Consider the following 24,336-nt stretch of genomic DNA (forward strand, 5'->3'; position numbering starts at 1 on the left):
GACCTTGTCACTGTGACAACGTCTTGACTGGGTTCGGAGGTGGTTCCTGATGAACCCGGAAATCCGGCTGGCCGCGGGAGACCCGTCGGCGCGGCTGAAGGCGGCCCTGGCGATCGGCACCCGGCCCGGCCCCGGCGCGGTCGAGGCGCTGGTCGCCCGGTGCGCGGTCGAGCCCGACTTCTTCGTGCGCGACATGCTCACCTGGGCGCTGACCCGGCTGCCGCCGGAGCAGACCGTGCCCCGGCTGCGCGCCGAGCTGTCCTCGGCCAGCCCGCAGGCCCGCAGCCAGGCGTTGCACACGCTGTCCAAGATCGGGGACCGGAGCGCCTGGCCGGCGATCACCCGGTCGCTGCTGCACGACGCCGACGACCGGGTCGCCCGGACCGCGTGGCGGACCGCCGCCGTCCTGGCGCCCGACGACGAGCGGGCGGCGCTGGCGGCGGAGCTGGCCACCGAGTTCGGGCGCGGCGACCGGGAGGTGCGGTTGAGTCTGAGCCGGACGCTGGTCGCGCTCGGCGAGGCGGCCGAGCCGGTGGTCCGGGCGGCGATGACGCACGGCGACCCGGTGGTGCGGGCGCACGCCGGCGTCACCGAGCGGCTGCTGCGCGACCCGGAGGCCGGGTTCGACCTGTCCGTGCACGAGGCGACCCGGATCGTCGCGCTCGGACCGGACGGCGAGGGCCAGGATGGGGAGGAGCCGGCCGGGGACAGCCCGGATGGGCAGCACCCGGATGGAGAGAGGCCGGACGGCGAGCGTCCGGGTCGAGAGGAGCAGGCGGTTTGCTGATCGGTGAGGTGGCGCGCCGCTCGGGGGTGAGTGCCCGGATGCTCCGGCACTACGACACCCTCGGGCTGGTGCGCCCGACCGGCCGGACCACCGGCGGCTATCGGGAGTACACGCCCGAGGACGTGCAGCGGATCTTCCACGTCGAGGGGTTGCGGTCGCTGGGCCTGTCGCTGCGGCAGATCGCCCGGACCCTGGACGATCCCGGGTTCACCCCGGCGGCCCTGGTCGGCGACCTGATCCGGAAGACCGAGGAGCGGCTGGCCCGGGAGCACGAGCTGCTCGACCGGCTGCACGCGGTCGGCGCGGCCGAACCGGCCGGCTGGCAGGACGTCGCCCGGATGGTCGACCTGCTGCACGGGCTCGGTTCGCCGCACGCCGGCCGCCGCCAGCAGGCCGTGCTGGCCCCGGCCGAGCACGCGCCGGTCCCGGCCGAGCTGCTGGCCCGCGCGGTGCTCACCGAGGCCGACCCGAACGTGGCCGGGGCGCTGCGCTGGGCCCTGGCCCGGGCCGGCGACGACGGGGTGGCGAGCCTGGCCGCCGGCGCCGGCTCGGCCGACCCGGACGTCCGGCGGCGCGCCGTGGCGGCGCTCGCCGAGCTGCCCGGCGACGAGGCGACCGGGCTGCTCACCGGCGCCCTGGGCGACCCCGAACCGGTGATCCGCCGGCAGGCCGCGCTGGCCCTGGGCGCCCGGGGTGTGGCCGCGGCGGTGCCGACGCTGCTCGGCATGGTGGTCGACGGCCCGAACGACGTGGACGCGGCCGAGCTGCTCGGCGCGCTGGCCGGGGACCCGGAACACGCCGGGCGGATCCTCGGCGCGCTCACCGCCGAGCTGGACTCCCCCGCCACCGGCCCGGCCGCGCGGCTGCGGCTGGTCCAGGCCCTCGCCGAGTTGCCGGGCACCCTCGCGCTGGACGTGCTGCGCCGCCTGCTCGACGACGAGGACCGGCCGGTGGCCCTGCTCGCCGGCGCGCTCGTGCGAGCCCTCGAAGCGGACGCTTGAGATCGAGCCTCGAAGCGGACGCTTGAGATCGGGTCCTCGAAAGCGGACGCTTGAGATCGGGTCCTCGAAAGCGGACGCCGGAAACCGGGCCGTCGCAGCGGACGCCGGAAGCCCGAGTGCCGGACGGGAAGCGGACGCTCAGGCCTCGCGGCGCCGCAACCGCCGCCGCTCGCGGCCGGCCAGCAGGGCGAAGACGACGGTGACCGCGGCGAGGCCGAGCGCGATCAGCGACTCCAGGGATCCGCTGCCGTGGTCCGGGCCGACGCCGAGGAGCAGCTCGATCCAGTCCTTCCTGACGAGCGTCAGCACCAGCGCGATCAGGCTGATCGCGGCGAGCGCGGTCTCGGTCCAGAACAGCCAGGCGGCACGTCGTCGCATCGCCACCACCTCCGACCGAGCCAGTCAAGCACCCGGCCGCCGGCCCACACCATCGGCCGACAGGGGCGACTGCCGCCCGTACCGGAAAGCGGCGGCCGGCAACCGGAACGGACCGGAACCGGGCCGCGGTCCGCCCCGGGCGACAGCGGTCAGCGGGCGGTGGTCGCCTCCGTGGTGTCCAGGACCGTGGTGGCGGCGTCGTCCCGGTGCGGCAGCGACGCCGGATCGGGCAGGTCGAGCAGGTCGTTCTCGGGCGCGGCGATCAGGCCGTTGCGGTGCGCGATCAGGCGTTCCCCGGCGACCAGGTCGTCGAGCATCGCGGACAGCCGGGCGGTGCCGGCCTTGTTGGCGGTCCAGCCGAAGAGCCGGGCGGCGGCCGCGAGCAGGTCGTCGCTCTCCACCAGGCCGGCGTCCAGGACCAGGTACTCCAGGGCCAGCTGGAGCTCCGACTCGGCGACCTGGTCGGGCTTGCGGGTGACGCCGTCGCCGGGCACCCGGACCGCCGGGATCGGCGCGTCGGCCGCGGTGACGAAGGTGCCGTCGAAGGTGGCCCGGGACTGGCCCAGCGCGGCCTCGATGGCCTGGCGGATCGGCTGGGTGACCCGGGCGATCCCCCACGCGTCGCGGATCCGGCGGGTCAGCACCGCGATGTGCACCGGGCCCTCCACCTCGGCGATCGTCTCGACGGTACGGACCAGCAGGTCCCCGGCCACCCGATCGTTGGCCCGGGCGGACGCCGGCAGCGGCTCCAGCACGGCCCGCTGGTAGGGCAGCGCCCACTCGGGACGCTGGGCCGGCCGGGTGACCAGCTCCAGCTCCGGCTCGGCGAAGACGTCCGGCACCGCGAGGGCGTTCTCGATCGCGGCGCGCAGCCGGGCCTCCTCCTCGGCGCGGTCGTGGAACCAGGCCACCGACCAGATCCGGTGCAGGTGCCAGCCGAGCGTGTGCAGGACGTGCTCGCGGAGCCGGTCCCGGTCCCGGGTCACCGGCATCGCCGAATATGCCGGCCCGTCGCACTGGATACCGAGGGCGTAGGCGTCGAGCGTGGCGTGCCGCACCCCGACGTCGATCCGGCACCGCCCGGCCCCGACCTGGCGGGTCACGGCGAATCCCCAGCTCTCCACGGTGGCCGCGACCGCCTCCGCCAGGTCGGACAGCTCCGGTTCGGCGCTGACGGGCGAGGTGCCGGCGAGGTACGCCGCCAGCCGCCGCTCCCCCTCGTCCGCCGGCTCCTCCCGCCGCGACTCCGGGATCGCCGTGACCACCTCGACCCGCTGCCGCGCCCGGGTGATCGCCACGGTCAGCCGGCGCGCCCCGGTCGGCCCGCCGGCCGCGGCCAGGTCGGCCCCGGTGGACAGGATGATCACGTCCCGCTCGTCGCCCTGCACCGCGTCCGCGGACTTCACGAAGAAGCCGGTCAGCGGGTCGTCGGCGAGGAACCGCTCCAGGTCGGGCCGGGCGCCGAGGACGGTCTCCACCGCGTCGGCGACCGCGTCGGCCTGTCCGGCGGTCAGCGTGACCACGCCCAGCGACAGCGTCGGCCGGGTGGTGAAGTGGTACGCCACCCGCTCGGCGACCAGCGCGGCCTCGACCGGCGCGTCGACAGCCGGCAGCAGCTCCAGGCCGAGGTCCGGCCCCGCCGGGTGCGCGCTCGGGAAGGTGACCAGCCGGTCCTGGTAGAACGTGTGGTTGGCGAAGCTGATCAGCGACTCGTGCCGGCTGCGGTAGTGGCTGGTCAGGGCGAGCCGGGTGAAGGCGGCGCAGTCGTTGGCGACGACCAGCACGGACGGGTGGCCGCCGGCCGGGGGCAGCTGGCAGTCGTCGCCGATCACGATCAGCGACGCGCCGCGGTACGCGCAGGCCACCGCGGCGGCCGGCGTCATCCGGGACGCCTCGTCGATGATCACCACGTCGAAACGCTGGTCGGCGGGCAGGTAGCGGCTGACCGCGGCGGGCGGCATGACGAAGCACGGTTTGAGCGCGGCGGCGGTGTCCCAGGCGCGGGCGAGCAGGTCGCGTACCGGCAGGTGGCCGTCCTGTTTGAGGCCCTCGGCCCGGATCAGGGCCGGCGCGCCGTCCGCGGTGACCGCCGGACGCCGGGCGTTGACCGCCTCGATGATGGTACCGGCGGCGTCCTGCACCAGGGCGGCGTCCAGCCGGCGGAACTCCTCGACCAGCTCGTTGCGCTCCAGCGCGACGAGCGGCGCGAGGCGCTCGTCGTCGGCGATGACCGCGTCGGCCCACGCCCGGTAGACGGTCCGCTCGATCACCTCGATCAGCTTGCCGACCTCCAGGCCGTGGTCGGCGCAGTAGTCGACGGCGGCGTCCAGGCCGTACTCGGCGAGCACCTCCCGGGCGGCCAGGTAGTCGAACCACTCGCGCTGGCCGGTGTCGTCGTCGCGGAGGTCGCGCAGCAGGTCGCGGGCGGTCTCGTAGCGGTCCAGGGTGGTCGCCAGGCGGACCTGGCGAGCCGGCCCGAAGGCGTCGATGATCCGCTGCCGGGCCTCCTGCCACATCCCGATCAGGGCCGGCAGGTCGGCGTTCCGGCGGGCCTGCAGCGCCGCGGCCTGCTCCGCGGTCAGCGCCGCGTCCGCCCCGGTACGCAGGGTCCGGGCCTGCGCCGCCCACTCCAGAGCCTGGTCGAGCCCGCGCAGATCCGGGTAGGACGGCCCGAGCGTGGCCCGCAGCGCAGGCTCCGCCTCGGCCAGCGCCCGGGCCGACGACACCACCTGCTCCCGGACGGCGGCGATCTCGGCGGCCGCGGCCAGCGTCAGCTCCCGCCCGGCCATCTCGCCGAGCTGCCCGACCGCCTCGGCCGCCGCCCGCAACGGCCCGACCTGCGCCCGCAGCCAGCCGATCGCCGCCGCGATCGTCCCGTGCCCCAGCTCGGGCCGGGCCGCCGCCTCGGGCGCCGCCTGCAGCGTGGCCCGCCAGTGCCGGAACACGTCGCGCGCCTCGGTCACCACCCGGAGCAGCTCGGTGTCGCCGCCCCGGTGGGACACGTACTCGCTGATCCCGGCCAGCGCCTCGGGCGGCGTCACCCGGAGCACCTCGGCGACCGTGTCCAGCGCCCGGCCGATCGCCAGGAAGTCGGTGTCCAGGCGCTTCCAGTAGCGGCCCAGCAGCCCCGCGTGCTGCCGTTCGGCGGCGATCAGCCCCTCGTTGGCCCGCCGCCAGGCGACCGCCAGCGGTAGCTGGGCGACCGCCTCGTCGACGTTCACGCCGGGCTCGGCGAGCGCCGCCACGGTCTCCTTGTCCCAGCGGTGCCCGGCCAGCAGCTTGCGCATCCCGCGGTGCACGGTGGCGAACCGCTCGGCCAGGTCCTCGACCGGCTCGTGCAGCACCGCCTCGCCGAAGTACTGCCGGGCCTCCGCGCGGGCGGCCGCGACCGCCTCCACGTGCCGGCGCAGCTGCCCGGCGGCGGCGTGCACGCCGGCCTGCGCGCCCGGCCCGAACCAGGCCGGTTCCGGCTTGTCCGGCCGGTTGCCCAGCTCGGCGATCACGGTGACCAGCTCGACGTCGGAGAAGCTGATCACGTCGGGCAGGCCGAGCCGCCCGGTGACCCGGTCCAGGTTGCGCTGCTGGTGTTCCAGTTCGTCGGCGTCCGCGGCGAACCGGCCGGCCAGGGCCTTGGCGGCGGCCGCGGTGAGCGGCGCCAGGTCGACCGCGGGCGGGTCCAGCTCGGGCTGGCCGGGCAGCTCGGCGACGGTCTGCTCGGCGAGTTTCGCCGGGGCCAGGCCGGTGCGGGCGCGGGCCTGCTCCTCGGCGGCGCGCACCTCGCCGGCCAGCCGGGCCAGGGTCTCCGCGGCCTCCCGGACCGGGCGCAGGGTGGGCGCGGTCAGCCACGAGTCGGCGACCGCGGCGGGCCGGCGCGCGGCGTGCTCGACCAGCTCGGCCAGCACCGCGGCGTCGGCCGGCAGCCGCACGTGGAAGGCGGTCGCCAGCGGCGCGTAGGCGTCGGTCGCCTCGGTCAGCCCGTCCAGCGCGAGCTGGGCCTCCTCCAGCGCGGCGGCGAGCGGCGCCTTCTCCATCACCTCGCGCCAGCGGAATCCGCTGCGCTCGGTGGCCGGTCGCCACGCGCCGCGCAGCCGCTCGGCGGCGGCCCGGATCCGGTCCAGGTCGGCCTCGGTCAGGGTGAGCGGTTGCAGGCCGGGCGCCGGGCTTTCCGGCACGCCGGAAAGCCGCGCGTACCGGCCGATGATCTCATGCACGCTGCATCCGAGCGGTTCGCGCGGCTCGTTGACGGCTTTCGCGTACGCGGTCAGCGCCGCCCGCCGTTCGCGCAGCGTGTGCCGGTCCAGCTCGTCCATCCCGGGCGGCGGCAGCGGCACCGCTTCCAGGGCGGCGGCCAGCGACGCCGCGACCTGCTTGCGCCCGGCTCGCTGCCCGTGCAGGTCGAGCAGGTAGTTGCCGAGCCCGGCGGCGGCCAGCCGGTGCTGCACCACGTCGAGCGCGGACGCGGTCTCGGAGACGAACAGGACCCGCTTCCCGGCGTGCGCGAGCGCCCCGATCATGTTCGCCACGGTCTGCGACTTGCCGGTGCCGGGCGGGCCGTCGACCACGAAGCTGTGCCCGGCCAGCGCGGCCGCGACGCAGGCCCGCTGGTCGGCGTCGGCGTCCAGCAGCAGCGGCGGCTCCTCCTCGTCGAGCTGCCCGGCGTCGCCCGGCTCGAACTTCAGGTCGCCGTCCTCGGCGGCCAGCGCGCGGACCACCGGGTGGGCCAGGATCCGGTCCTGGTGCTCGGTCAGGTCCTGCCGGATCGCCTCGGCGGCCAGGTCGAACCGGGCCAGCACGACCGCGTCGTCGATCCGCCAGCCCGTCCGCCCGCGCAGCTGGTCGTAGTCCTCGGTGAGCTCGACGCCGAGCCCGCGGAGCCGGTGGGCGAGGGCCGGGTTGAGCACCGGGTCACCGGTCGCGGCGCGCAGCCGGGGCACCTCGCCGGGCCCGAGCGCGACCAGCTCGACCGGGGTGAGCAGCAGCGGGCTGGCGTGCCCGGCGCCGTCCTCGCCGGTCCAGTGCAGCACCCCGGTGGCCAGGTGCAGGGTGTCCTCGCCGCGATCCAGGCTCTCCTGGTGGGCGTGCCGGCGCAGGTGCCGCAGCAGGGTCTGCAGGGTGCCGGCGGGCAGCCCGGTCTCCAGCCGGTCCGCCGCGCCCGGCCCGAACGACCAGTCCCGGCCGCGACGCAACCGGTCCAGGACGGTCGCCGGGTCCGGGCCGGTGATCTCGATCAGGTCGGCGCCGGACCGCGGCAGATCGATCAGCCGGTCGGCGCCGCCGGGGTCGGCGATCCCGTCCCGCCAGGCGGCGAGGGCCGTGCGGGCGTCGTCGCCGGGCTCGGTCTGTCCTTCTGCATCATCCGGCCGCATGTGCCCATTGCAGCAAGGCAACCGATGCCTTGCTGGCGATTCGTCCGAAAGACACCCCGCATCGGTCAGGGTTTGCGCCGGGCGACCAGCACCGAGTCGTGGATGGTGACCTCCGGCTCGCCGGGCAGCGCCGCCTGCCGGGGGCGCTTCGCGACGGTCACGATCTCCCACCCGGCCGGGTCCAGGCCGGCGGCGACCTGCTCGGCGGTGAACATCATGTCCGGGAAGTGCATCCGGCGGGCGCTGGTGGCCAGATCGTCCGGGTGGTGGCCGACGATCAGCAGGGTGCCACCGGGCGCGACGGCGTCCGCGAGCCGGGCGTAGAGCTCCCGCCGGACGTCGCCGGGCAGGTGCATGAAGTGCGCCGAGACCAGGTCGTAGGAGCGTTCCGCGGGCGGCTCCTTGCGCAGGTCGGCCCGGATGAAGGTGACCCGGTCGGCGAGCCCGGCGGCGGCCGCGTGCCCGGCGGCCCGGCGCACCGCCTCGGCGGAGATGTCCACGCCGGTCACCTGCCAGCCGCGCTCGGCCAGCCAGGCGGCGTCGGCGCCCTCGCCGCAGCCGACGTCCAGGGCCCGTCCGGCGGGCAGCCCGGCGGTCTCGGCGACCAGCTGCGCGTTCGGCCTGCCGCTCCAGATCGCCGGCTTGACCCGGTAGCGCTCCTCCCACGCCTCGGCCTCGTGCATGGTCTCCTGCTGGTGGCGGTAGTCGTCGACCGCGGCCCGGGTCTCCTCGGCGATCAGGTCCATGTTGATCATCGAGGCGGTGGTCTGCCCGGCCGCCGCGGCGACCGCCACGGTGGCGGCCAGGTTGGTCACGTTGCCGGCCACCCAGACGCCGGGCACCGCGGTGGCGCCGGACTCCTCGGCCGGGATCCGGACGCCGACCACGTGCCCGTTCATCTCCATCGGGACCGGTCGCAGGCCGAGCGACTCGAGGACGGCCGAGCGGGCCACCAGGCGCGGGCCGGCCGCGATCGCCTCCAGCGCGATCACCCGGCCGCCGGCCAGCCGGACCCCGGTGATCCGGTCGTCGTCGACCAGCACCTCCTCGATCGGGTCGGCGACCACCGGGATGCGGCGCGCGGCGAGCTGCTCGGCCTGCTCCGCCGACGGCGCCGGGCCGCCGTCGAGCAGGTAGAGCACGTCGTCGCTGAGCTGCCGCCAGAGCTGCGCGCCGTGCATGCTGAGCGGGCCGCTGACCAGCACGCCGATCCGCTTGTCGCGCAGCTCGTAGCCGTGGCAGTACGGGCAGTGCGCCACGTCCCGGCCCCACCGCCCGGCCAGCCCCGGGATGTCCGGCAGCTCGTCGGCCAGCCCGGTGGTGACCAGCAGCCGCCGCCCGCGGACCCGGGCGCCGCCGGCCAGGGTGACCAGGAAGCCGTCGCCGTCCCGCTCGGCCCGCTCGGCGACGCCGTCCCGGACCTCGCCGCCATAGCCGGCCAGCTCGGCGCGACCGGCCGCGTACAGGTCGGCGGGCGGGACGCCCTCCCGGCCGAGCAGGTTGTGCACGCCGCCCGCCGGGGCGTTGCGCGGGTCGCCGCTGTCGATCACCAGCACGCTGCGGCGGGATCGGGCCAGGGTGACCGCCCCGCTCAGGCCGGCGGCGCCGCCACCGATCACCACCACGTCGTACGTCAGCTGCTCGGACATCGTGCTCCTCCATCCGTGAGTTCCGCGGCAACCGTGCCTCCCGGGCCGCGAAAGCGGCAAGTATCTTTGCCGTTATGGCAAAGGACCTGGCCGCCGTCGGCCCGCAACTGCGCAGCCTGCGCTTGAAACGGGACATCACGCTGACCCAGCTCGCCGAGACCACCGGGATCTCGGTCAGCACGCTGTCCCGGCTGGAGTCCGGCACCCGCAAGCCGACGCTGGAGCTGCTGCTGCCGCTCGCCGAGGCCTACCAGGTGACCCTGGACGAGCTGGTGGACGCGCCGGAGACCGGCGACCCGCGGATCCGGCAGCGGCCGATCGAGCGCAACGGGCACACCTACGTCCCGCTGACCCGGCGGCCCGGCGGGATGCAGGCGTTCAAGCAGATCATCCCGCCGGACGCGCCGGGCTGCGGCCGGGAGCTGCAGACCCACGAGGGCCACGAGTGGCTCTACGTGCTGAGCGGCCGGGTCCGCCTGCTGCTCGGCGAGCACGACCTGCTCCTCGAGCCGGGCGAGGCGGCCGAGTTCGACACCCGGGTGCCGCACGCGATCCGCAATCCCGGGCCGGAGCCGGCCGAGGTGCTCAACCTCTTCGGGCCGCAGGGGGAGCGGGTGCATCTGCGCGCTCGCCCGAAAGGTTAGATTCCTCCCGTGGATCTCTCTGTCAGCCTCCAGGACGGCGTCGCGCTGCTCGAGATGCGCCGGCCCCCGGCCAACCACTTCGACGAGGCGCTGATCGGGTGGATCGTCGACGCGGCCCGCGAGCTGGACGACGACCCGGCCTGCCGGGTGCTGCTGCTCGCCTCTGAGGGCAAGCACTTCTGCGCCGGGGCGGACTTCGGCGGCGGCGAGTTCGCCGCCGACCACGTGGCCGCCGCCGAGCTGCTCTACCGGCGCGCCGCCCAGCTCTTCGACCTGCGCACCCCGATCGTCGCGGCGGTGCAGGGCACCGCGGTCGGCGGCGGGCTCGGGCTGGCCTGCGCCGCCGACTTCCGGGTCGCCGAGGCGGCCACCCGCTTCCAGGCGAACTTCGGCCGGCTCGGCTTCCACGCCGGCTTCGGGCTCAGCGTGACGCTGCCCGAGCTGATCGGCCGGCAGAAGGCGACCGACATGATGCTCACCGCGCGCCGGGTCGGCGGCGAGGAGGCGCACCGGATCGGGCTGGCCGACCGGCTGGCCGAGCCGGGCCGGGTCCGGGAGACCGCCCGCGGGCTGGCCCTGGAGATCGCTGCGGCCGCGCCGCTCGCGGTCCGGTCGATGCGCGCCACACTCCGCGGGGAGCTGGCCGGGCGGGTGCGCGGGGCGCTCGACCACGAGCTGGCCGAGCAGAAGGTGCACTGGGCGACGAAGGACAGCGCCGAGGGCATCGCGGCCAGCCTGGCCCGCCGCCCACCGGTCTTCACCGGCGAGTGAGCCCCGCCCCGATCAAGAATGCGGCCAGACCTGGTTGCGCAGGGGCTCAGCGGCGACGAAGGCCGTCAGATTCTCCTCGATCAGCCCGGCGGCGCCGACCGGACGGCCACCGGCCGCGTGCGGCGTGATGATCACGTTCGGCTCGTCCCAGAGGCCGGAGTCGACCGGCAGCGGCTCGGTCGCGAAGACGTCCAGCGCCGCGCCGCCGAGCCGGCCGGCACGCAGCGCGGCCAGCAGGGCCGTCTCGTCCAGGGTGCTGCCCCGGCCGACGTTCACCACCCAGGCGTGCGGCGGCAGCAGGCCGAGGACCGTGGTGTCCAGCGCCCCGGCGGTCGCCGCGGTGGCCGGCAGGATCGAGATCAGCACGTCCGCGGTCGGCAGCAGCGCCGGGAAGTCGGCGGCGGTGACCACCGGGAAGCCGTGCCGCTCGCCGGCCGCCCGGGCCACCCCGGTGACCCGGGCGCCGAGCGCGGCCAGCAGCGGCGCCAGGGTGCCGGCGATCCCGCCGAAGCCCCAGATCACCACGTGCGCGTCGCGCAGCGTCCGGAACGCGCCCCGGTCCCGGACCGGCTGCCGGCCGCCCAGCTCGCCCGCCCAGCGGCGGCCGATCTGCGCCCGGACCAGCAGGTTGAGCCGGCGGGCGGCGGCCAGCACCAGGGCCAGGGTGTGCTCGGCGACGGTCTGATCGTGCAGCCCGAGCCCGGCGGTGACCACCACCCGCCGGTCGAAACCGGCCTGCAGCACCGCGTCCGGTCCGGCGGCCAGGGTCTGCACCCAGCGCAGCCGCTGGAGCCGCCGCGCCGCGTCGGCCAGCGGGGCCGGCGGGTTGCCCCAGACCACCAGCACCTCGGCGTCGGTGTGCTCGTCCGGGATCGGCTCCTCGACCCGGTAGACCACGCCGGTGACGCCGGCGGGCAGAGTGACGTCGAGTTCCACCGAGTCGGGCAGCAGCACCTTCATGAATCGACAGCCTGCCAGGTCAGCCCTCGCGGCGGTACAGCACCACGGTGGCGCGTTCCCCGCGCCGGCGACTCAACCCTTGCGGCGGTACAGCACCGCGGTGGCGTGTTTCTTGTGCCAGCGGCCGGCCTCGGTGTACTGCGTGGTGAGCAGCTGGCGCAGGCCGGGCCGGGCGCCGAGCGGGTCGGGCCGCTGGTCCGCGACGATCAGCCAGACCTCCGGGGCGCCGGCCACCCGGGCCGCGTCGTCGGTGAACTCGTCGGCGGTGAGCAGCCCGGTCTGCGCGGCCGGCGTCTTGAACAGCACGTCGGCCGGCCGGGCCGGCAGCCGGCTCAGGTAGTAGTCCATCCCGGCGCGCATCGCGCGGTTCTTCGGCGGATAGACGATCACGTCGCCGGGCTGCTGATACTCCCCGACCAGGCGGGCCAGGCCGCGGTAGTCCGGACCGTTCTTCGCGGTCGGGCGGCGGATGTCCTGCTGGGCCGGCAGGGCCACGAAGGCGAGCAGGAGCAGCACCGCGCCGATCCGGAAGAACCGGCCGCCGAGCAGCTCCCGGACGCTGCGCGGCTCCGGGGTGTCGGCGACCAGGGCGACCGCGGCCAGGATGGCGAGCGGGGTGAGCACCACCAGCATGTAGCGAGCCACCCACATCGGCGAGGCCAGCGCGGAGACCACCGCGACCACGGTGAACGGCGCGAGCGCGAGCACCGCGATCGGCGCGAGCCGCCGGGCCGGACGCCAGGCGGCCAGCACCGCCAGGCCGATCAGCAGCCAGACCAGCCGGCTCGACCCGACGATGTCGGTCGGCATCGCGCGCACCCCGGCCACGGTGATCGGCTTGACCCAGTGCAGCTGGGTGCCGTCCTGCTGGGTGCCGAACCGGACCAGCGGCAGCAGCGGCAGGATCGCCAGCGTGACGGTGAGCAGCCAGGTGCGGACCAGCCGCCGGTCGTGCCGGCGCCAGGCCGCGATGCCGACGACCACGGCGTGCGCCGCGAGGGTGGTCAGCGAGACCAGGTGGAAGCCGCCGAGCAGCAGGATGGTGACCGCGTAGGCCACCCAGAGAGAGATCCGCGGCTTGCCGGTCACCAGCTCGATCAGGACCAGCAGGGCGAGGACCGAGAAGAAGCAGACGAACGCGTACGGCCGGGCCTCGGCGGCGTACCGCGAGGTGTTCGGAATGATCACCAGGATCAGGCCGCTGACCAGGCCGATCAGCGGGCTGAACAGCCGGCGCCCGAGCTCGGCGGCGAGCCCGACCGCGCCGGCCATCGCCAGGATCGAGGGCAGCCGCAGCGACAGCTCGCCGTCACCGAAGATCGCGGTCCAGAAGTGCAGGAACCAGTAGTACGCCCCGAAGACCGCGTCGACGTGGTGGATCAGCGTCCAGATCTCGCCGACCGTCCGCTGGGACACCTCGGCCGAGGTCACCTCGTCCCAGCTGAGCCGCGGACGGGTGGCGTGGCGCAGCGCCACCGCGAGCATCAGCAGGCCGCAGAGCACGCCGGGGAGGACCGCCCGGACCCGGCCGGTCGTGGACGTCGTGGCCGCCGGCGGCGCGGCGGTCTGCAAGTCGATCACCAGTCTCCCCCGCCGGGGTGGCGACCCGGCCGTCCGGCGGCATTCCAGGGTTAGGAACCTAGCGCGCCCGGACCAGTTCCTCTCCGTGACCTATGTCATGTAACCACGCGGGCGGCCCGCTCCGTCCCGTCACTTTGCGTGAAAAAACGTACGGCCACGGCGCGGTGCGCCGTGGCCGTAGCGGACGGACGTCAGCTGCCGATCGGGCCGCCGTCCGGGCGCCAGGTGACGATCACGGCCGGCTTGGCGTACCCGCCGTCCGGCCAGACCGAGGCCGGCTTGTCGACGGTGGCGCCGGTGATCTCACCGGGGTGCTGGACCGCGACGAAGACCGACTTGTCGTCCCCGGTGATGAACGGGCCGCAGGTCTCGGCGCCGATCGGCACCGTGAGGAACTGCTTGAGGTGGCCCTTCTCCTTGCCCTCGACCGGCACCGCGAACAGGCCGTCGTTGGTCTTCAGCGTGCTCGGCGTGCCGTCGGTGGAGATCCACAGGTTGCCGGCGCTGTCGAAGGCGACGTTGTCCGGGCAGGAGATCGGGGAGACCGCCGACTTGTCGTAGCCACCGAAGTAGGTGTCGGCCGCGGCCGGGTCGCCGCAGACGATCGGCAGCTGCCAGCTGAACGACTCGCCGGTGTGGTCGCCGCCGTCCTCGGTGATCTCGAAGATGTGGCCGTGCTTGTTGGCGTTGCGCGGGTTCGCCTCGTCGGCCGGGGCGTTCGTACCGACACCGCGGTTGGTGTTGTTGGTCATCGCCGCGTAGATCTTGCCGGTCCGCAGGCTCGGCTGCACGTCCTCGGGGCGGTCCATCTTGGTCGCGCCGGCCGCGTCGCCCGCCTGGCGGGTGAAGGTCAGCACGTCCGCGGCGGTCATCCCCGGGACGAACGACCGGTTGCCGGCGACCAGCTTGATCCAGACGCCCTTGCCGTCGAACTTCTCGTCCAGCGGAAGCTTGCCGGAGCCGTCGATCTCGCTGGCCACGCTGTCGCCGATCACCTTGGCGACGTAGAGCGTGCCCGACTCGAGCAGGGTCAGGTTGTGCTTGCGGGCGAAGTGCGAGGTGCCCGGCATGAACTTCTTGTCGGAGACGAACTTGTACAGGTACTCGAACCGCTCGTCGTCACCCATGTACGCGACCACGTGGCCGTTCTTGGCGACGATGACGTTCGCACCCTCGTGCTTGAGCCGGCCCAGCGCGGTGTGCTTGCGCGGCGCCGAGTCGGGGTCGAACGGGTCCACCTCGACGACCCAGCCGAACCGGTTCGCCTCGTTCGGGTGCTTGGCCAGGTCGAACCGCTCCTGCGCGCGGTCCCACTTGCGCGAGCCGCTCGGGTAACGGGCGGTGGTGGTGATGCCGTACCGGTTGAGCCTGACCTTCTCGGCCTCGGAGACCGCGTCGCCGCCGACGAAGTACTGGTTGAAGTTCTCCTCGCCGGAGAGCACCGTGCCCCACGGGGTGACGCCGCCGGAGCAGTTGTTCAGCGTGCCGATCACCGTGTAGCCGCGCGGGTCGGCGGCGGTCCTGACGTGCGCCGAGCCGGCCGCCGGCCCGGTCAGCTCGAACTTGGTGGCCAGCGCGGTGATCCGGCGGTTGTAGGCCAGGCGGCGGCCGGTGACCGGCTTCCACTGCCCGCTCCGGCCGACCCGCTCGATCTCCACGACGGAGAGGCCGTGCGCGGCGATCGCGGTCTCCAACTGCCCGACGGAGAGCGCGTCCAGGCTGGTGAAGCCGGGGAACATCAGCTCCTCGTTGGTGTACTCGTGGTTGACCACGAGCAGCGCCCGGTCGTCCCGGCCGGGCACCGGCAGCACCCCGACGAAGTCGTTGTTGTAGCCGAACTGCAGCGACTGCCGGTCCGCGGACTGGTTGTTCAGGTCGAAGGCCGGGGCGCCGGCGACGACCGGGTCGCCCCAGCGGATCACCACGGAGGTCTGGTAGCCGGCCGGGATGGTGACCGCGTCCAGCGTGTTCGGCTTGACGGTCTCGAAGGTCAGCTTGCCGGCCTTGATCGGCTTGGTCTGGTGCCCGCCGTGCTGCACGGGCGCGTGCGTGGTGGCCGCGGCAGCCGGCCCGGCCGCCGCCAGGGCGCCACCGAAGCCCAGCACGAGACCGCCGGCCGCGCCGGCCCGCATCACGCCGCGGCGGCTCATCTCGGCGTTGACGACGTCGCCCAGGTAGCTGTTGGCGGACTCGTTGGGCGCGGGGTGGTCACACGCGTTACCGCACCGGTAGAGACAGGTCATCGCGTCCCGGTTACCGCCGCTGTGGCCGAGCAGCGGAAGAAGGCGGCGAATCGAGTCTGGCATCGTTATCCCCTCGTGGAACGACCGCGCTGATGGCGGGCTCCCGGGACGCTATGAGGGCAGCCCCACAGCGACCACCGGCTCCGGGTTAACGCCCGATGAACGTCTACCCGCCACCTGGTCAGATCGCCGTACGGCTCGCCGGGCCGCTCGTCGGCTCGCTCGCCGGCCCGTTCATCGTCCGCTCGTCGGCCCACTCGCCAGTCCCCGCCCGCCCAGGGGGGCCGCCCCGAAGACAGTGTGGCGGAGGGTTCGGGCGTCGGGCGGCAGCTCTGTGGACAACGCCGCGGTGTGGACAACGCGGAGCCCGGCCGGGTGCTGACCGCGTACCCGAATCCGGTCTTGATCGGGGTCTTGGAATTGATAGGAAGGCAGCCTGTTTTGCCGCGCTGCAAATGCGGACCAGGTGAACGTTAACAAGAGCTGCGCCAGCGGGCTAGAGCTGTTTTTCAGCAGGCAGAACATCGACACGGCCCTCTTGACAGAGGGATCGATGTTTGCGTACACATTGCAGAGCTTCCGACACCGAAACATCCCCGAAACATCTCGCGTTGCGTCTCCACCTCGCACCGGAGGACCCCTCATGCCCAAAAACAGAGCCCGTCTGATCGGCGCGGTCGCCGTGCTGGTCTCGCTGCCGCTGGCGGTCGCCCCGCCGGTCGCCGCGTCCGCGGTCGAGCCGGACTACACGATCAAGGTCAGTCCGGACGCCACCGGCGCGAAGATCTCCAAGTCGATGTACGGCGTCTTCTTCGAGGACATCAACTACGCGGCCGACGGCGGCCTCTACGCCGAGCTGGTCCGCAACCGCTCGTTCGAGTTCAACGCGACCGACGCCAGCGGCTTCACCGGCCTGACCGCCTGGACCGTCGACGGCTCGGCCACCGTGGTGAACGACGACCAGCGGCTCAACGAGCGCAACCGGAACTATCTGGCGCTGAACGGCAGCGTCACCAACGCCGGTTACAACAGCGGCATCGCCGTACAAAAATCGGATTTGTATGATTTTTCGGTGTGGGCCCGCGGCTCCGCGACGCTGAAGATCACCCTGACCGGCGCCGCGCCCCTCACGATCACGACGAGCGGTGACGCCTGGCGGAAGTACACCGGCACCCTGCGCGGGACGGCCACCACCGACCGCGGCCGGCTGAGCGTCGCCTCCAGCGCACCCGTCAAGATCGACGAGGTCTCGCTGTTCCCGCGGGACACCTACAAGGGCCGCCGGAACGGCCTGCGCGCCGACCTGGCCGAGAAGATCGCCGCGCTGCACCCGGGCTTCGTCCGGTTCCCCGGCGGCTGCCTGGTCAACACCGGCAGCATGTACCCCTACGACGCGGCCAACAACTACCCGCGGGCCCGGTCCTACCAGTGGAAGGACACCGTCGGCCCGGTCGAGACCCGCGCCACCAACAAGAACTTCTGGGGCTACAACGCCTCCTACGGCCTCGGCTACTACGAGTACTTCCAGTTCGCCGAGGACCTCGGCGCGATGCCGCTGCCGGTGCTGCCGGCCCTGGTCACCGGCTGCGGGCAGAACCGGGCCACGGTCGATGAGGCGCTGCTGCGGAAGTACATCCAGGACACCCTGGACTTGATCGAGTTCGCCAACGGGCCGGTCACCTCGACCTGGGGCAAGGTGCGCGCCGAGATGGGCCACCCGAAGCCGTTCGGCCTGACCACGGTCGCGATCGGCAACGAGGAGAACCTGCCCGAGGAGTACTTCGCGAACTTCGTCAAGTTCGAGGACGCGATCAAGGCGAAGTACCCGTCGATCACCGTGGTCAGCAACTCCGGTCCGGACGACCAGGGCGGCACCTTCGAGAACCTGTGGGCCAAGAACAAGGCCAACGGCTCCGACATGGTCGACGAGCACTACTACAACAGCCCGGCCTGGTTCCTGCAGAACAACGACCGGTACGACTCGTACGACCGCAACGGCCCCAAGGTCTTCCTCGGTGAGTACGCCTCGCTGGACGCCAAGTTCGCCAACTCGCTCGCCGAGGCGGCCTACATGACCGGCCTGGAGCGCAACGCCGACGTGGTGAAGATGGCGTCCTACGCGCCGCTGCTCGCCAACATCGACAACGTCCAGTGGAAGCCGGACATGATCTGGTTCGACAACGACGAGTCGTGGGGCTCGACCAGCTACCAGATGCAGAAGCTGTTCATGAACAACGTCGGTGACCAGGTGGTGCCGAGCACGGTCAGCGGCGGCGGCGTGATCACCCCGAAGCCGGTCACCGGCGCGATCGGCCTGTCCACCTGGCGGACCGCGGCCACCTACGACGACGTCAAGGTGACCCGGCCGGACGGCACGGTGCTGTTCAGCGACGACTTCAGTGACGGCAACGCGGACGGCTGGACCCCGGTGGCGAACCGCGGCACCTGGACCGTCGCCAACGGCGGCTACGCCCAGACCACCACCGACACCGAGGACACCATGGTGAAGGCGGCCACGATCACCGACACCGACTACGACTACACGCTCACCGCGACCAAGCAGGCCGGCGCCGAGGGCTTCCTGGTCGCCTTCGGCATCCAGCAGACCGGCAACTTCTACTGGTGGAACCTGGGCGGCTGGAACAACACCCAGGGCGCCGTCGAGAAGGGCATCACCTCGGCCAAGGAGCAGCTGCTCACCAAGCCCAACACGGTCACCACCGGGCAGACCTACCACCTCAAGATCCAGGTTCGCGGTACGAAGGTGACGCTCTTCCTGGACGGCGTGGAGTGGGGCAGCTTCGACGACAACGCGGTCACCGAACCGTTCGCCCAGGTGGTCACCACCGACGCGAAGACCGGTGAGCTGATCGTCAAGGTGGTGAACGCCCAGGACAAGGCAGCCGTCACCAAGATCGACCTCGGTGGCCGCAAGGTCGCCGGCAGCGCCAGGATGACCGTCCTGGCCGGCGACCCGGGTGAGCAGAACACCCGCACCGCCGAGCCGATCCAGCCGGTCACCAGCACGATCCGCGGCGTCTCGTCGAGCTTCACCCGCGAGTTCCCGGCGAACTCGGTCACCTTCCTGCGCATCCGGACCCGATGAGGAGCCCCGTCATGAATCGTCGGACCCTGCTGCTGGGCGGCGCCGCTGGTGCGCTCGCCACCGTCCTGCCCGCTTCTGTCGTTCTGTCCGCCGGCGCCGAGGGTGCGCCGCCGGCCGATCCGGTCCTCAGCGACGCCGAGATCTACGGCGTGCCGACCACGCAGCCGCTGGTCAGCCAGCGAGCCGACCCGTTCATCAGCCAGCGGATCAACGGGAAGTACTACTTCACCGGCTCGGTCCCGGAATACGACCGGATCGTGCTTCGTTCGTCGGCCACGATCGGTGGCCTGACCGACGCCGTCGAGACCACCATCTGGACCAGGCCTTCCTCCGGCAAAATGGGAGGATTCGTGTGGGCGCCGGAGCTGCACCGCATCGACGGCAAGTGGTACATCTACTTCACCAACAGCGACGCGAACGACATCTGGCGCATCCGCCCGTGGGTCCTGGAGTCGTCGCTGGCCGACCCGATGGACCCGGCCGGCTGGTCGGTGAAGGGCGAGATCGCCCTGGAGTGGGACAGCTTCGCGCTCGACGCGACCACGTTCAGCCACCGCGGCAAGCGGTACCTGCTGTGGGCGCAGAGCGAGCCGGAGATCGCGGCGAACTCCAGCGTCTACATCGCCGAGATGGCGAACCCGTGGACGCTGAAGTCGAAGCCGACCCGGCTCACCACCCCCACCAAGTCCTGGGAGATCCAGGGCTACAAGGTGAACGAGGGGCCGGCCGTGCTGGTCCGCAACGGGCGGGTCTTCCTGACCTTCTCGGCCAGCGCCACCGACGCGAACTACTGCATGGGGCTGCTCACCGCGTCCGCCTCGGCGGACCTGCTGGACCGGGACAGCTGGACCAAGAGCCCGGATCCGATTTTCGTGAGCAACGACGAGACGAAACGCTGGGGTCCCGGGCACAACTCGTTCACCGTGGCCGAGGACGGGAAGACCGACGTGCTGGTCTACCACGCCCGCGACTACAAGCAGATCACCGGCGATCCGCTCTACGACCCGAACCGGCACGCCCGGGTGCAGAAGCTCTTCTGGCACCCGGACGGGACGCCGCTCTTCGGGGTCCCGGTGGGCGACGGCGGGCCGATCGTCCGGCTCGGGCTGCGCGACTCGCGGGACACCTTCGTCCGGCACGCCGGGACGGCGGTCCAGGTCGCTCCGGCGCCGCGGGATCTGGGGGCCACCCAGTTCCGCTTCGTGGCGGCCGCGGACGGCAGCGAGACGATCCAGTCGGTCGACCAGCCGTCCCTCTTCGTCCGGATCGAGGGCACGTCGGTGACGCTCGCCGCGGCCGGCACCCCGGTCCGCCGGATCCCGTCCCGAGGCGGCGTCACCATCCGCACGGTCGCTGACCCGGCCCTCTACCTGCGGGTCACCGCGGGCGTGGTGTCCACCGCCAAGAGCGGCACGGTCTTCCGCCTGAGCTGACCCCTTCCCTTCCCTTTCCTTCCCTCTTCCCTTCCCGTCCTCTTCCTTCCCCGTCCCGCTTGCCTTCCCCGTCCCGTTTCCGTTCCCCGTCCCGCTTGCCTTCCCCGTCCCGTTTCCGTTCCCCGTCCCGCTTCCGTTTTCCTTCCCCTTCCCCTTCCCCTTTCCCGGCACCGGCAGCCCAGCCTGGGCTGCCGGTGTCCCTCATTCCGCCCACACCGCCACTCCGCCCATGCCCGACCACGCCCGCAAGTCGCGCCCGTCGACAGCGGCAACGCGAGCCGCGCGGATACGGCACCCAGGCCGTGCCGTCACCATCTCCCGGGCGGCCTCAGATCCAGCCTTGCTCCCAGGCGTGGTGCGCGGCGGCGTGCCGGGTGTCCGCACCGAGCTTGGTCATCACCACCGACAGGTAGTTGCGAACCGTGCCAGGCGCGAGATGCACCGCCGCGGCCACGTCGGCGATCGGGGCACCGGTCCGGACCACCGTCAGGATCTCCAGCTCGCGAGCGGACAGCGGACAGGTGTTCTCGGTCAGGGCGCTGGCCGCGATCTCCGGGTCGACATAACGGCGCCCGCCGTGCACCGCACGGATGATCTCGGCGAGCCGAGCCGCCGGCGTGGTCTTCGGAACGAACCCGCCGACCCCGGCCGCCAGCGCCCGGCGCAGCACAGCCGGCCGGGCGTGCCGAGTCACCAGCATCACCGGAATCCCCAGCCGCTGCCGGATCGCCGTCGCGGCCCGTAACCCGTCACCGGGCGGCATCTCCAGGTCGAGCACCGCGAGGTCCGGCTGCGTCCGAACCGCGACCTCGACCGCCGCCACACTGTCCGCGGCCTCCCCGACCACCGTCAGATCCGGCTCCAGGCCGAGCAGCGCGGCCAGCGCCCCGCGGATCAGGTCCTCGTCGTCAGCAAGCAACAACCGAATCATCAACCGCCTCGCTCCCGCAGACAGCCTCCAGCGCTCACCGAATCAGCCAACAGACTCCCCCTGTCCGGCGAACGGCGGCCAGCGCTCAGCGATCGCACCGCCGCACGTCCCTCCCGGCGGAGAGGCCTGCCCCAGTAACCGCAACGCTCTCCCCGCGACCGCACCACCGCACGCCCTCCCGGCCCTCGCAGATCCCAGCGGAGAAGCGCCCAGCCCCAGCAACCGCATGTCCCTCCGCGCAACCGCACGCCCCTCCCAGCCCTCGCGAATCCCAGCGGAGAAGCGCCCGGCACCCGGCGAGCACACCACCGGACGTCTGCCTCGGCGGATGTCCGCACGTAACTGTCCGGTCATCGGCCGGGCCTTTCCGGCAGGGCGGCGTCGACGACGAAACGGTCCGCGGTCCGGGTGGCGGTCAGGTGGCCGCCCGCGGCGGCGAGGCGCTCGCGCAGCCCGGCCAGGCCGCCCTCCGGGCCGGCCGAGGCGTCCAGCGGCGCGTCGTTGGCGAACCGCAGTGCCGCCTCGCCGCCCTCCACGGTCAGCTTGATCTCGCAGCGCCGCGCGCCGCTGTGTCGGAGCACATTCGTGGTGCACTCCCGGACCACCAGCCCGAGCAGGTTCTCGGTGGCCGGCGCCAGGCCGGGCAGCCCACCGGCCGGCTCGATCGACGCCGTGATGCCGGCCGCGTCGAGGACCCGGGCGGCGTTCGCGACCTCGGTGTCCAGCGACACCGCCCGATAGCCGCGGACCAGCTCCCGGGTGTCGCCGAGCGCCTGCCGGGCCAGCGCCTGCACGTCCCGCATCTCGGCCAGGGCACGGGTCGGATCGGTGTGCGCCAACCGCTCGGCGAGCTCGCTCTTGAGAGCGATGACCTGGAGGTGGTGGCCCTGGATGTCATGCAGCTCCGCCGCGAACCGCTGCCGCTCGCCGGTGACCGCCGCGCTCCGCTCCGCCCGCCGGGCGCGCTCGATGCGCTCGGCCACCGCGCACATCCACACCTGCGCATACAGCGCGGCGGCGCACAGCACGGTGATCCCGGCGTCGACCAGCGCGCTCCGCCACGCCGCGGGACGAAGGGAGCCGGAGCCGATGAGCGCCACGCCGAAGGCCAGAACCCCGCCGAGCGGCAGGACCATCCACCGTCTCGATCGTGTGCTGGCCAGCACCGCGGCGACCAAAGTGGCCAAGGGCAGCGCCCACGGGAACCCGCCGACACCGATGGCGTGGGCGCCGAGCAGGATGGCGGCTCCGCCGGCACCCGCGACGACGACCAGCCCGGTGTGCGGCAACGGCGTCCCCAGCACCGGCGCCGCGAAGAGCCCCGCGGACACCGCGCAGACCAGCAGCAGCACCACGAACGCCAGCCCGCGGGCGGTCCGCGCCGGTATCGCGGACAGGTCGACACCGAGGATCACCACCACCGCGACCAGGCAGCCGACCATGGTCCACCAGGTGAGCCGGCGGATCGCGGTCAGGCTTGCGGTGTGGTCGGTCAGTGCGGTCACGCCACCATGATGCAAGCCGAACCACGGCGCCGCGCCCCCCGGGCGGCATAGATGACATCTGTCATCGGATCCGGTGCACAGACGCCACTACGGCTGGACTGCGGCCTCGCCGAGACTCGATGGCATGAACCCGATCACCTGTGCCGGCGTGCACTTCGGCTACCGCCACGCTCCCGTGGTGCGGGGCGTCGACCTGGCGGTCCGTCCCGGCGAGCTGGTCGCGCTGCTCGGCACGAACGGCGCCGGCAAGACCACCACCATGGACCTGCTGCTCGGTCAGCGCCGCCCGGATGCCGGCACGATCCGGGTGCTGGGCCGCGACCCGTGCGCCGACCGCCGCCGGCTCACCGCCGAGGTGGGCGTGCTGCCGCAGGAGAGCGGCTGTGCACCCGGGCTGACCGTGGCCGAGACCGTCCGGCTGTGGCTGCGCCTGCACGGGCGCCGCGACGTCCACCGGGCGACGGCCGCCCTGCTCACCGAGGTGGAGCTGACGCACCGGGCCGATCTCCGGGCCGGCCGGCTGTCCGGCGGGGAGCGGCGCCGGCTCGACCTGGCCGTGGCTCTGACCGGCCGCCCCCGGCTGCTGTTGCTCGACGAGCCGACCACCGGCCTCGACCCGCAGTCCCGCGCGCACACCTGGGCGCTGCTGCGGGCACTGCGCGAGCAGGGCGTCACCATCCTGCTCACCACCCACTACCTGGAGGAGGCGGAGGCGTTGGCAGACCGGATCGCCATCATGGACGCCGGCCGGGTCGTCTTCACCGGCACGCTCGACGAGGCCGGCGGCCCGGGCTCGCTGGCCACCACCTTCCACCGCATCGCCGGGCAGCCACGATGACCGGCCACCGGGGACCCCTGGCCAGGCGGCCCTCCGACAAGCCGTCCCGGCCTGCCGCTCGCCGCCCCGCCGTTCTCCACGATCACGTTCTTCGCGGTGATCTCGGCGAACCGGCCATCGACCGCCATCAGACCCCCTCCTCAGGAGCACCACGATGAGCCGTCACTGGTTACTGATCGCCGGGTCCGAGTTCACGCTGCTCCGCCGCAGCCCTTTCACACTGGTGATGGGCGCGGTGTTGCCGGCCGCGCTGGGACTGATGATCCTCTGGGCGGAGGCGGACACCGGCCGGGCCGGTCCGGGCGCCACCGCCGGATTGTTGCTGGTCACGGTGATCGCCTTGACCAGTTATGTCTCGGGCACCACGACGCTGGCCGCCCGCCGCCGCCAGTCGGTCCTGCGCCGGCTGCGGGCCAGCGGCGCCTCGGACGCCGCGATCCTGGCCGGCGTGCTGGCACCGTCGGCAGCGCTCACCGCGGCACAGATCTTGCTGCTGTTCGGCATCGCCGCGGCCGGCGACGGTCTCGGCCCGGTCGCTGCCGGGCCGCTGCTGCTCGCTGTCGTGGCCGGCACCACGCTCGGCTGTGCGCTGGCAGCGCTGACCGCCGCGGTCACCTCCGCGCCGGAGCTGGCCCAGTTGACCACGTCGCCGATCGCGCTGGCCTGGCTGGGCGGCGCGCTGTGGACCGCCCGCACCGCGCCGGACGAGGTCTCCACGCTGATGCTCGCCCTGCCCGGCGCCGCGGTGACACAGCTGGCCCGGATCGCCTGGCACGTCCCCGGCGCCACCGGCCTGTTCCCGGCCGCCGTCTTCCTGGTCCTGCCGGCCTTGGTCGCCGTCCCGATGGCCGCCCGGCTCTTCCGATGGGATCCCCGGGACACCTCTTAACCCGGCAAGCCACCGCGACTCAGCTCCATCTCGGCCTGTCACGGCCGGCCGAGGCAGGTCGGTCCCCGCGGGTCGGCCGGCCTGTCGGGGCAGGCCGGTCGCGGCCAGCTGGGGCAAGTCGGCCGGGGCGAGCCGGCGGGGCGGTCAGGACAGGGTGGCCTGCTCTGGCCGGTCGCGGGCGATCGGTCAGGGCAGGCCAGGCACGGGCGATCGGCCAGGGCAAACCGGGCGGGACAGTCCGGGCGCGATAGGCC

Annotated in this window: 16 protein-coding genes; 8 read left to right on the plus strand and 8 right to left on the minus strand. The window is 73.4% G+C overall.

The features are described from left to right. The first annotated feature begins 49 nt into the window (after positions 1–49). Both BJY16_RS41080 and BJY16_RS41085 read left to right on the plus strand, forming a co-directional pair. A complete protein-coding gene (locus tag BJY16_RS41080) occupies positions 50–787 on the plus strand; it encodes a HEAT repeat domain-containing protein (protein WP_185044920.1) in 738 nt (245 codons plus the stop codon). After that, entirely contained in the window at positions 781–1,788 is a 1,008-nt protein-coding gene (locus tag BJY16_RS41085; protein ID WP_185044921.1) for a MerR family transcriptional regulator, read from the plus strand. Before BJY16_RS41080 ends, BJY16_RS41085 begins: the two co-directional genes overlap by 7 nt. A 138-nt stretch (positions 1,789–1,926) precedes the next feature. Here BJY16_RS41085 and BJY16_RS41090 read toward each other — a convergent pair whose 3' ends face one another. The 3 genes from BJY16_RS41090 to BJY16_RS41100 form a co-directional block, all read right to left on the minus strand. Next, on the minus strand, positions 1,927–2,166 hold the full coding sequence (locus BJY16_RS41090) for an ABC transporter permease (protein ID WP_185044922.1): 240 nt from the start codon (positions 2,164–2,166) through the stop codon (positions 1,927–1,929). 149 nt (positions 2,167–2,315) lie between these two features. Beyond that, entirely contained in the window at positions 2,316–7,532 is a 5,217-nt protein-coding gene (locus BJY16_RS41095) for a DUF3320 domain-containing protein (RefSeq protein WP_185044923.1), read from the minus strand. Between the two features lie 65 nt (positions 7,533–7,597). Next, positions 7,598–9,181: a methyltransferase domain-containing protein gene (locus BJY16_RS41100; RefSeq protein WP_185044925.1), complete on the minus strand. Its 1,584-nt coding sequence runs from the start codon at positions 9,179–9,181 to the stop codon at positions 7,598–7,600. Positions 9,182–9,255: 74 nt separating this feature from the next. Between BJY16_RS41100 and BJY16_RS41105 the strand changes: the two genes are divergently transcribed. Next, positions 9,256–9,825: a helix-turn-helix domain-containing protein gene (locus BJY16_RS41105; protein WP_185044926.1), complete on the plus strand. Its 570-nt coding sequence runs from the start codon at positions 9,256–9,258 to the stop codon at positions 9,823–9,825. 9 nt (positions 9,826–9,834) lie between these two features. Beyond that, positions 9,835–10,596 carry an enoyl-CoA hydratase/isomerase family protein gene (locus tag BJY16_RS41110; RefSeq protein WP_185044929.1) on the plus strand — a complete coding sequence of 254 codons (762 nt, stop codon included), beginning with the start codon at positions 9,835–9,837 and terminating at the stop codon, positions 10,594–10,596. Between the two features lie 12 nt (positions 10,597–10,608). Here BJY16_RS41110 and BJY16_RS41115 read toward each other — a convergent pair whose 3' ends face one another. The 3 genes from BJY16_RS41115 to BJY16_RS41125 form a co-directional block, all read right to left on the minus strand. Then, complete coding sequence (locus BJY16_RS41115) at positions 10,609–11,556, minus strand: NAD(P)-dependent oxidoreductase (RefSeq protein ID WP_185044930.1); 948 nt, start codon at positions 11,554–11,556, stop codon at positions 10,609–10,611. A 72-nt stretch (positions 11,557–11,628) separates the two neighbouring features. Continuing rightward, positions 11,629–13,137 carry a glycosyltransferase family 39 protein gene (locus BJY16_RS41120; protein WP_185044932.1) on the minus strand — a complete coding sequence of 503 codons (1,509 nt, stop codon included), beginning with the start codon at positions 13,135–13,137 and terminating at the stop codon, positions 11,629–11,631. A gap of 191 nt (positions 13,138–13,328) precedes the next feature. Continuing rightward, on the minus strand, positions 13,329–15,443 hold the full coding sequence (locus tag BJY16_RS41125) for a PhoX family protein (protein WP_185044934.1): 2,115 nt from the start codon (positions 15,441–15,443) through the stop codon (positions 13,329–13,331). 580 nt (positions 15,444–16,023) lie between these two features. Between BJY16_RS41125 and BJY16_RS41130 the strand changes: the two genes are divergently transcribed. Together BJY16_RS41130 and BJY16_RS41135 are read left to right on the plus strand one after the other, a co-directional pair. Continuing rightward, the gene (locus BJY16_RS41130; protein WP_185044936.1) at positions 16,024–18,486 is read left to right on the plus strand and encodes an alpha-L-arabinofuranosidase family protein; all 2,463 of its coding nucleotides are present in this window, start codon (positions 16,024–16,026) and stop codon (positions 18,484–18,486) included. An 11-nt stretch (positions 18,487–18,497) separates the two neighbouring features. After that, positions 18,498–19,919, plus strand: a complete 1,422-nt coding sequence (locus BJY16_RS41135) for a glycoside hydrolase family 43 protein (protein WP_185044938.1) — start codon at positions 18,498–18,500, stop codon at positions 19,917–19,919. Positions 19,920–20,247: 328 nt separating this feature from the next. On the opposite strand, the gene BJY16_RS41140 is transcribed toward BJY16_RS41135, so the two are convergent. Together BJY16_RS41140 and BJY16_RS41145 are read right to left on the minus strand one after the other, a co-directional pair. Next, positions 20,248–20,850, minus strand: a complete 603-nt coding sequence (locus BJY16_RS41140; RefSeq protein WP_185044940.1) for a response regulator transcription factor — start codon at positions 20,848–20,850, stop codon at positions 20,248–20,250. A 350-nt stretch (positions 20,851–21,200) separates the two neighbouring features. Further along, positions 21,201–22,355 (minus strand): sensor histidine kinase, encoded by a 1,155-nt coding sequence (locus BJY16_RS41145; RefSeq protein ID WP_185044942.1) that lies wholly within the window; start codon positions 22,353–22,355, stop codon positions 21,201–21,203. A gap of 124 nt (positions 22,356–22,479) precedes the next feature. Between BJY16_RS41145 and BJY16_RS41150 the strand changes: the two genes are divergently transcribed. Beyond that, positions 22,480–23,193, plus strand: coding sequence for an ABC transporter ATP-binding protein (locus BJY16_RS41150; protein ID WP_185044943.1), 714 nt, complete (start codon positions 22,480–22,482; stop codon positions 23,191–23,193). A gap of 154 nt (positions 23,194–23,347) precedes the next feature. Beyond that, complete coding sequence (locus tag BJY16_RS41155) at positions 23,348–24,082, plus strand: ABC transporter permease (RefSeq protein ID WP_185044945.1); 735 nt, start codon at positions 23,348–23,350, stop codon at positions 24,080–24,082. Positions 24,083–24,336 lie beyond the last annotated feature (254 nt).

This window comes from Actinoplanes octamycinicus, from assembly GCF_014205225.1.
GTDB classification, from domain to species: domain Bacteria; phylum Actinomycetota; class Actinomycetes; order Mycobacteriales; family Micromonosporaceae; genus Actinoplanes; species Actinoplanes octamycinicus.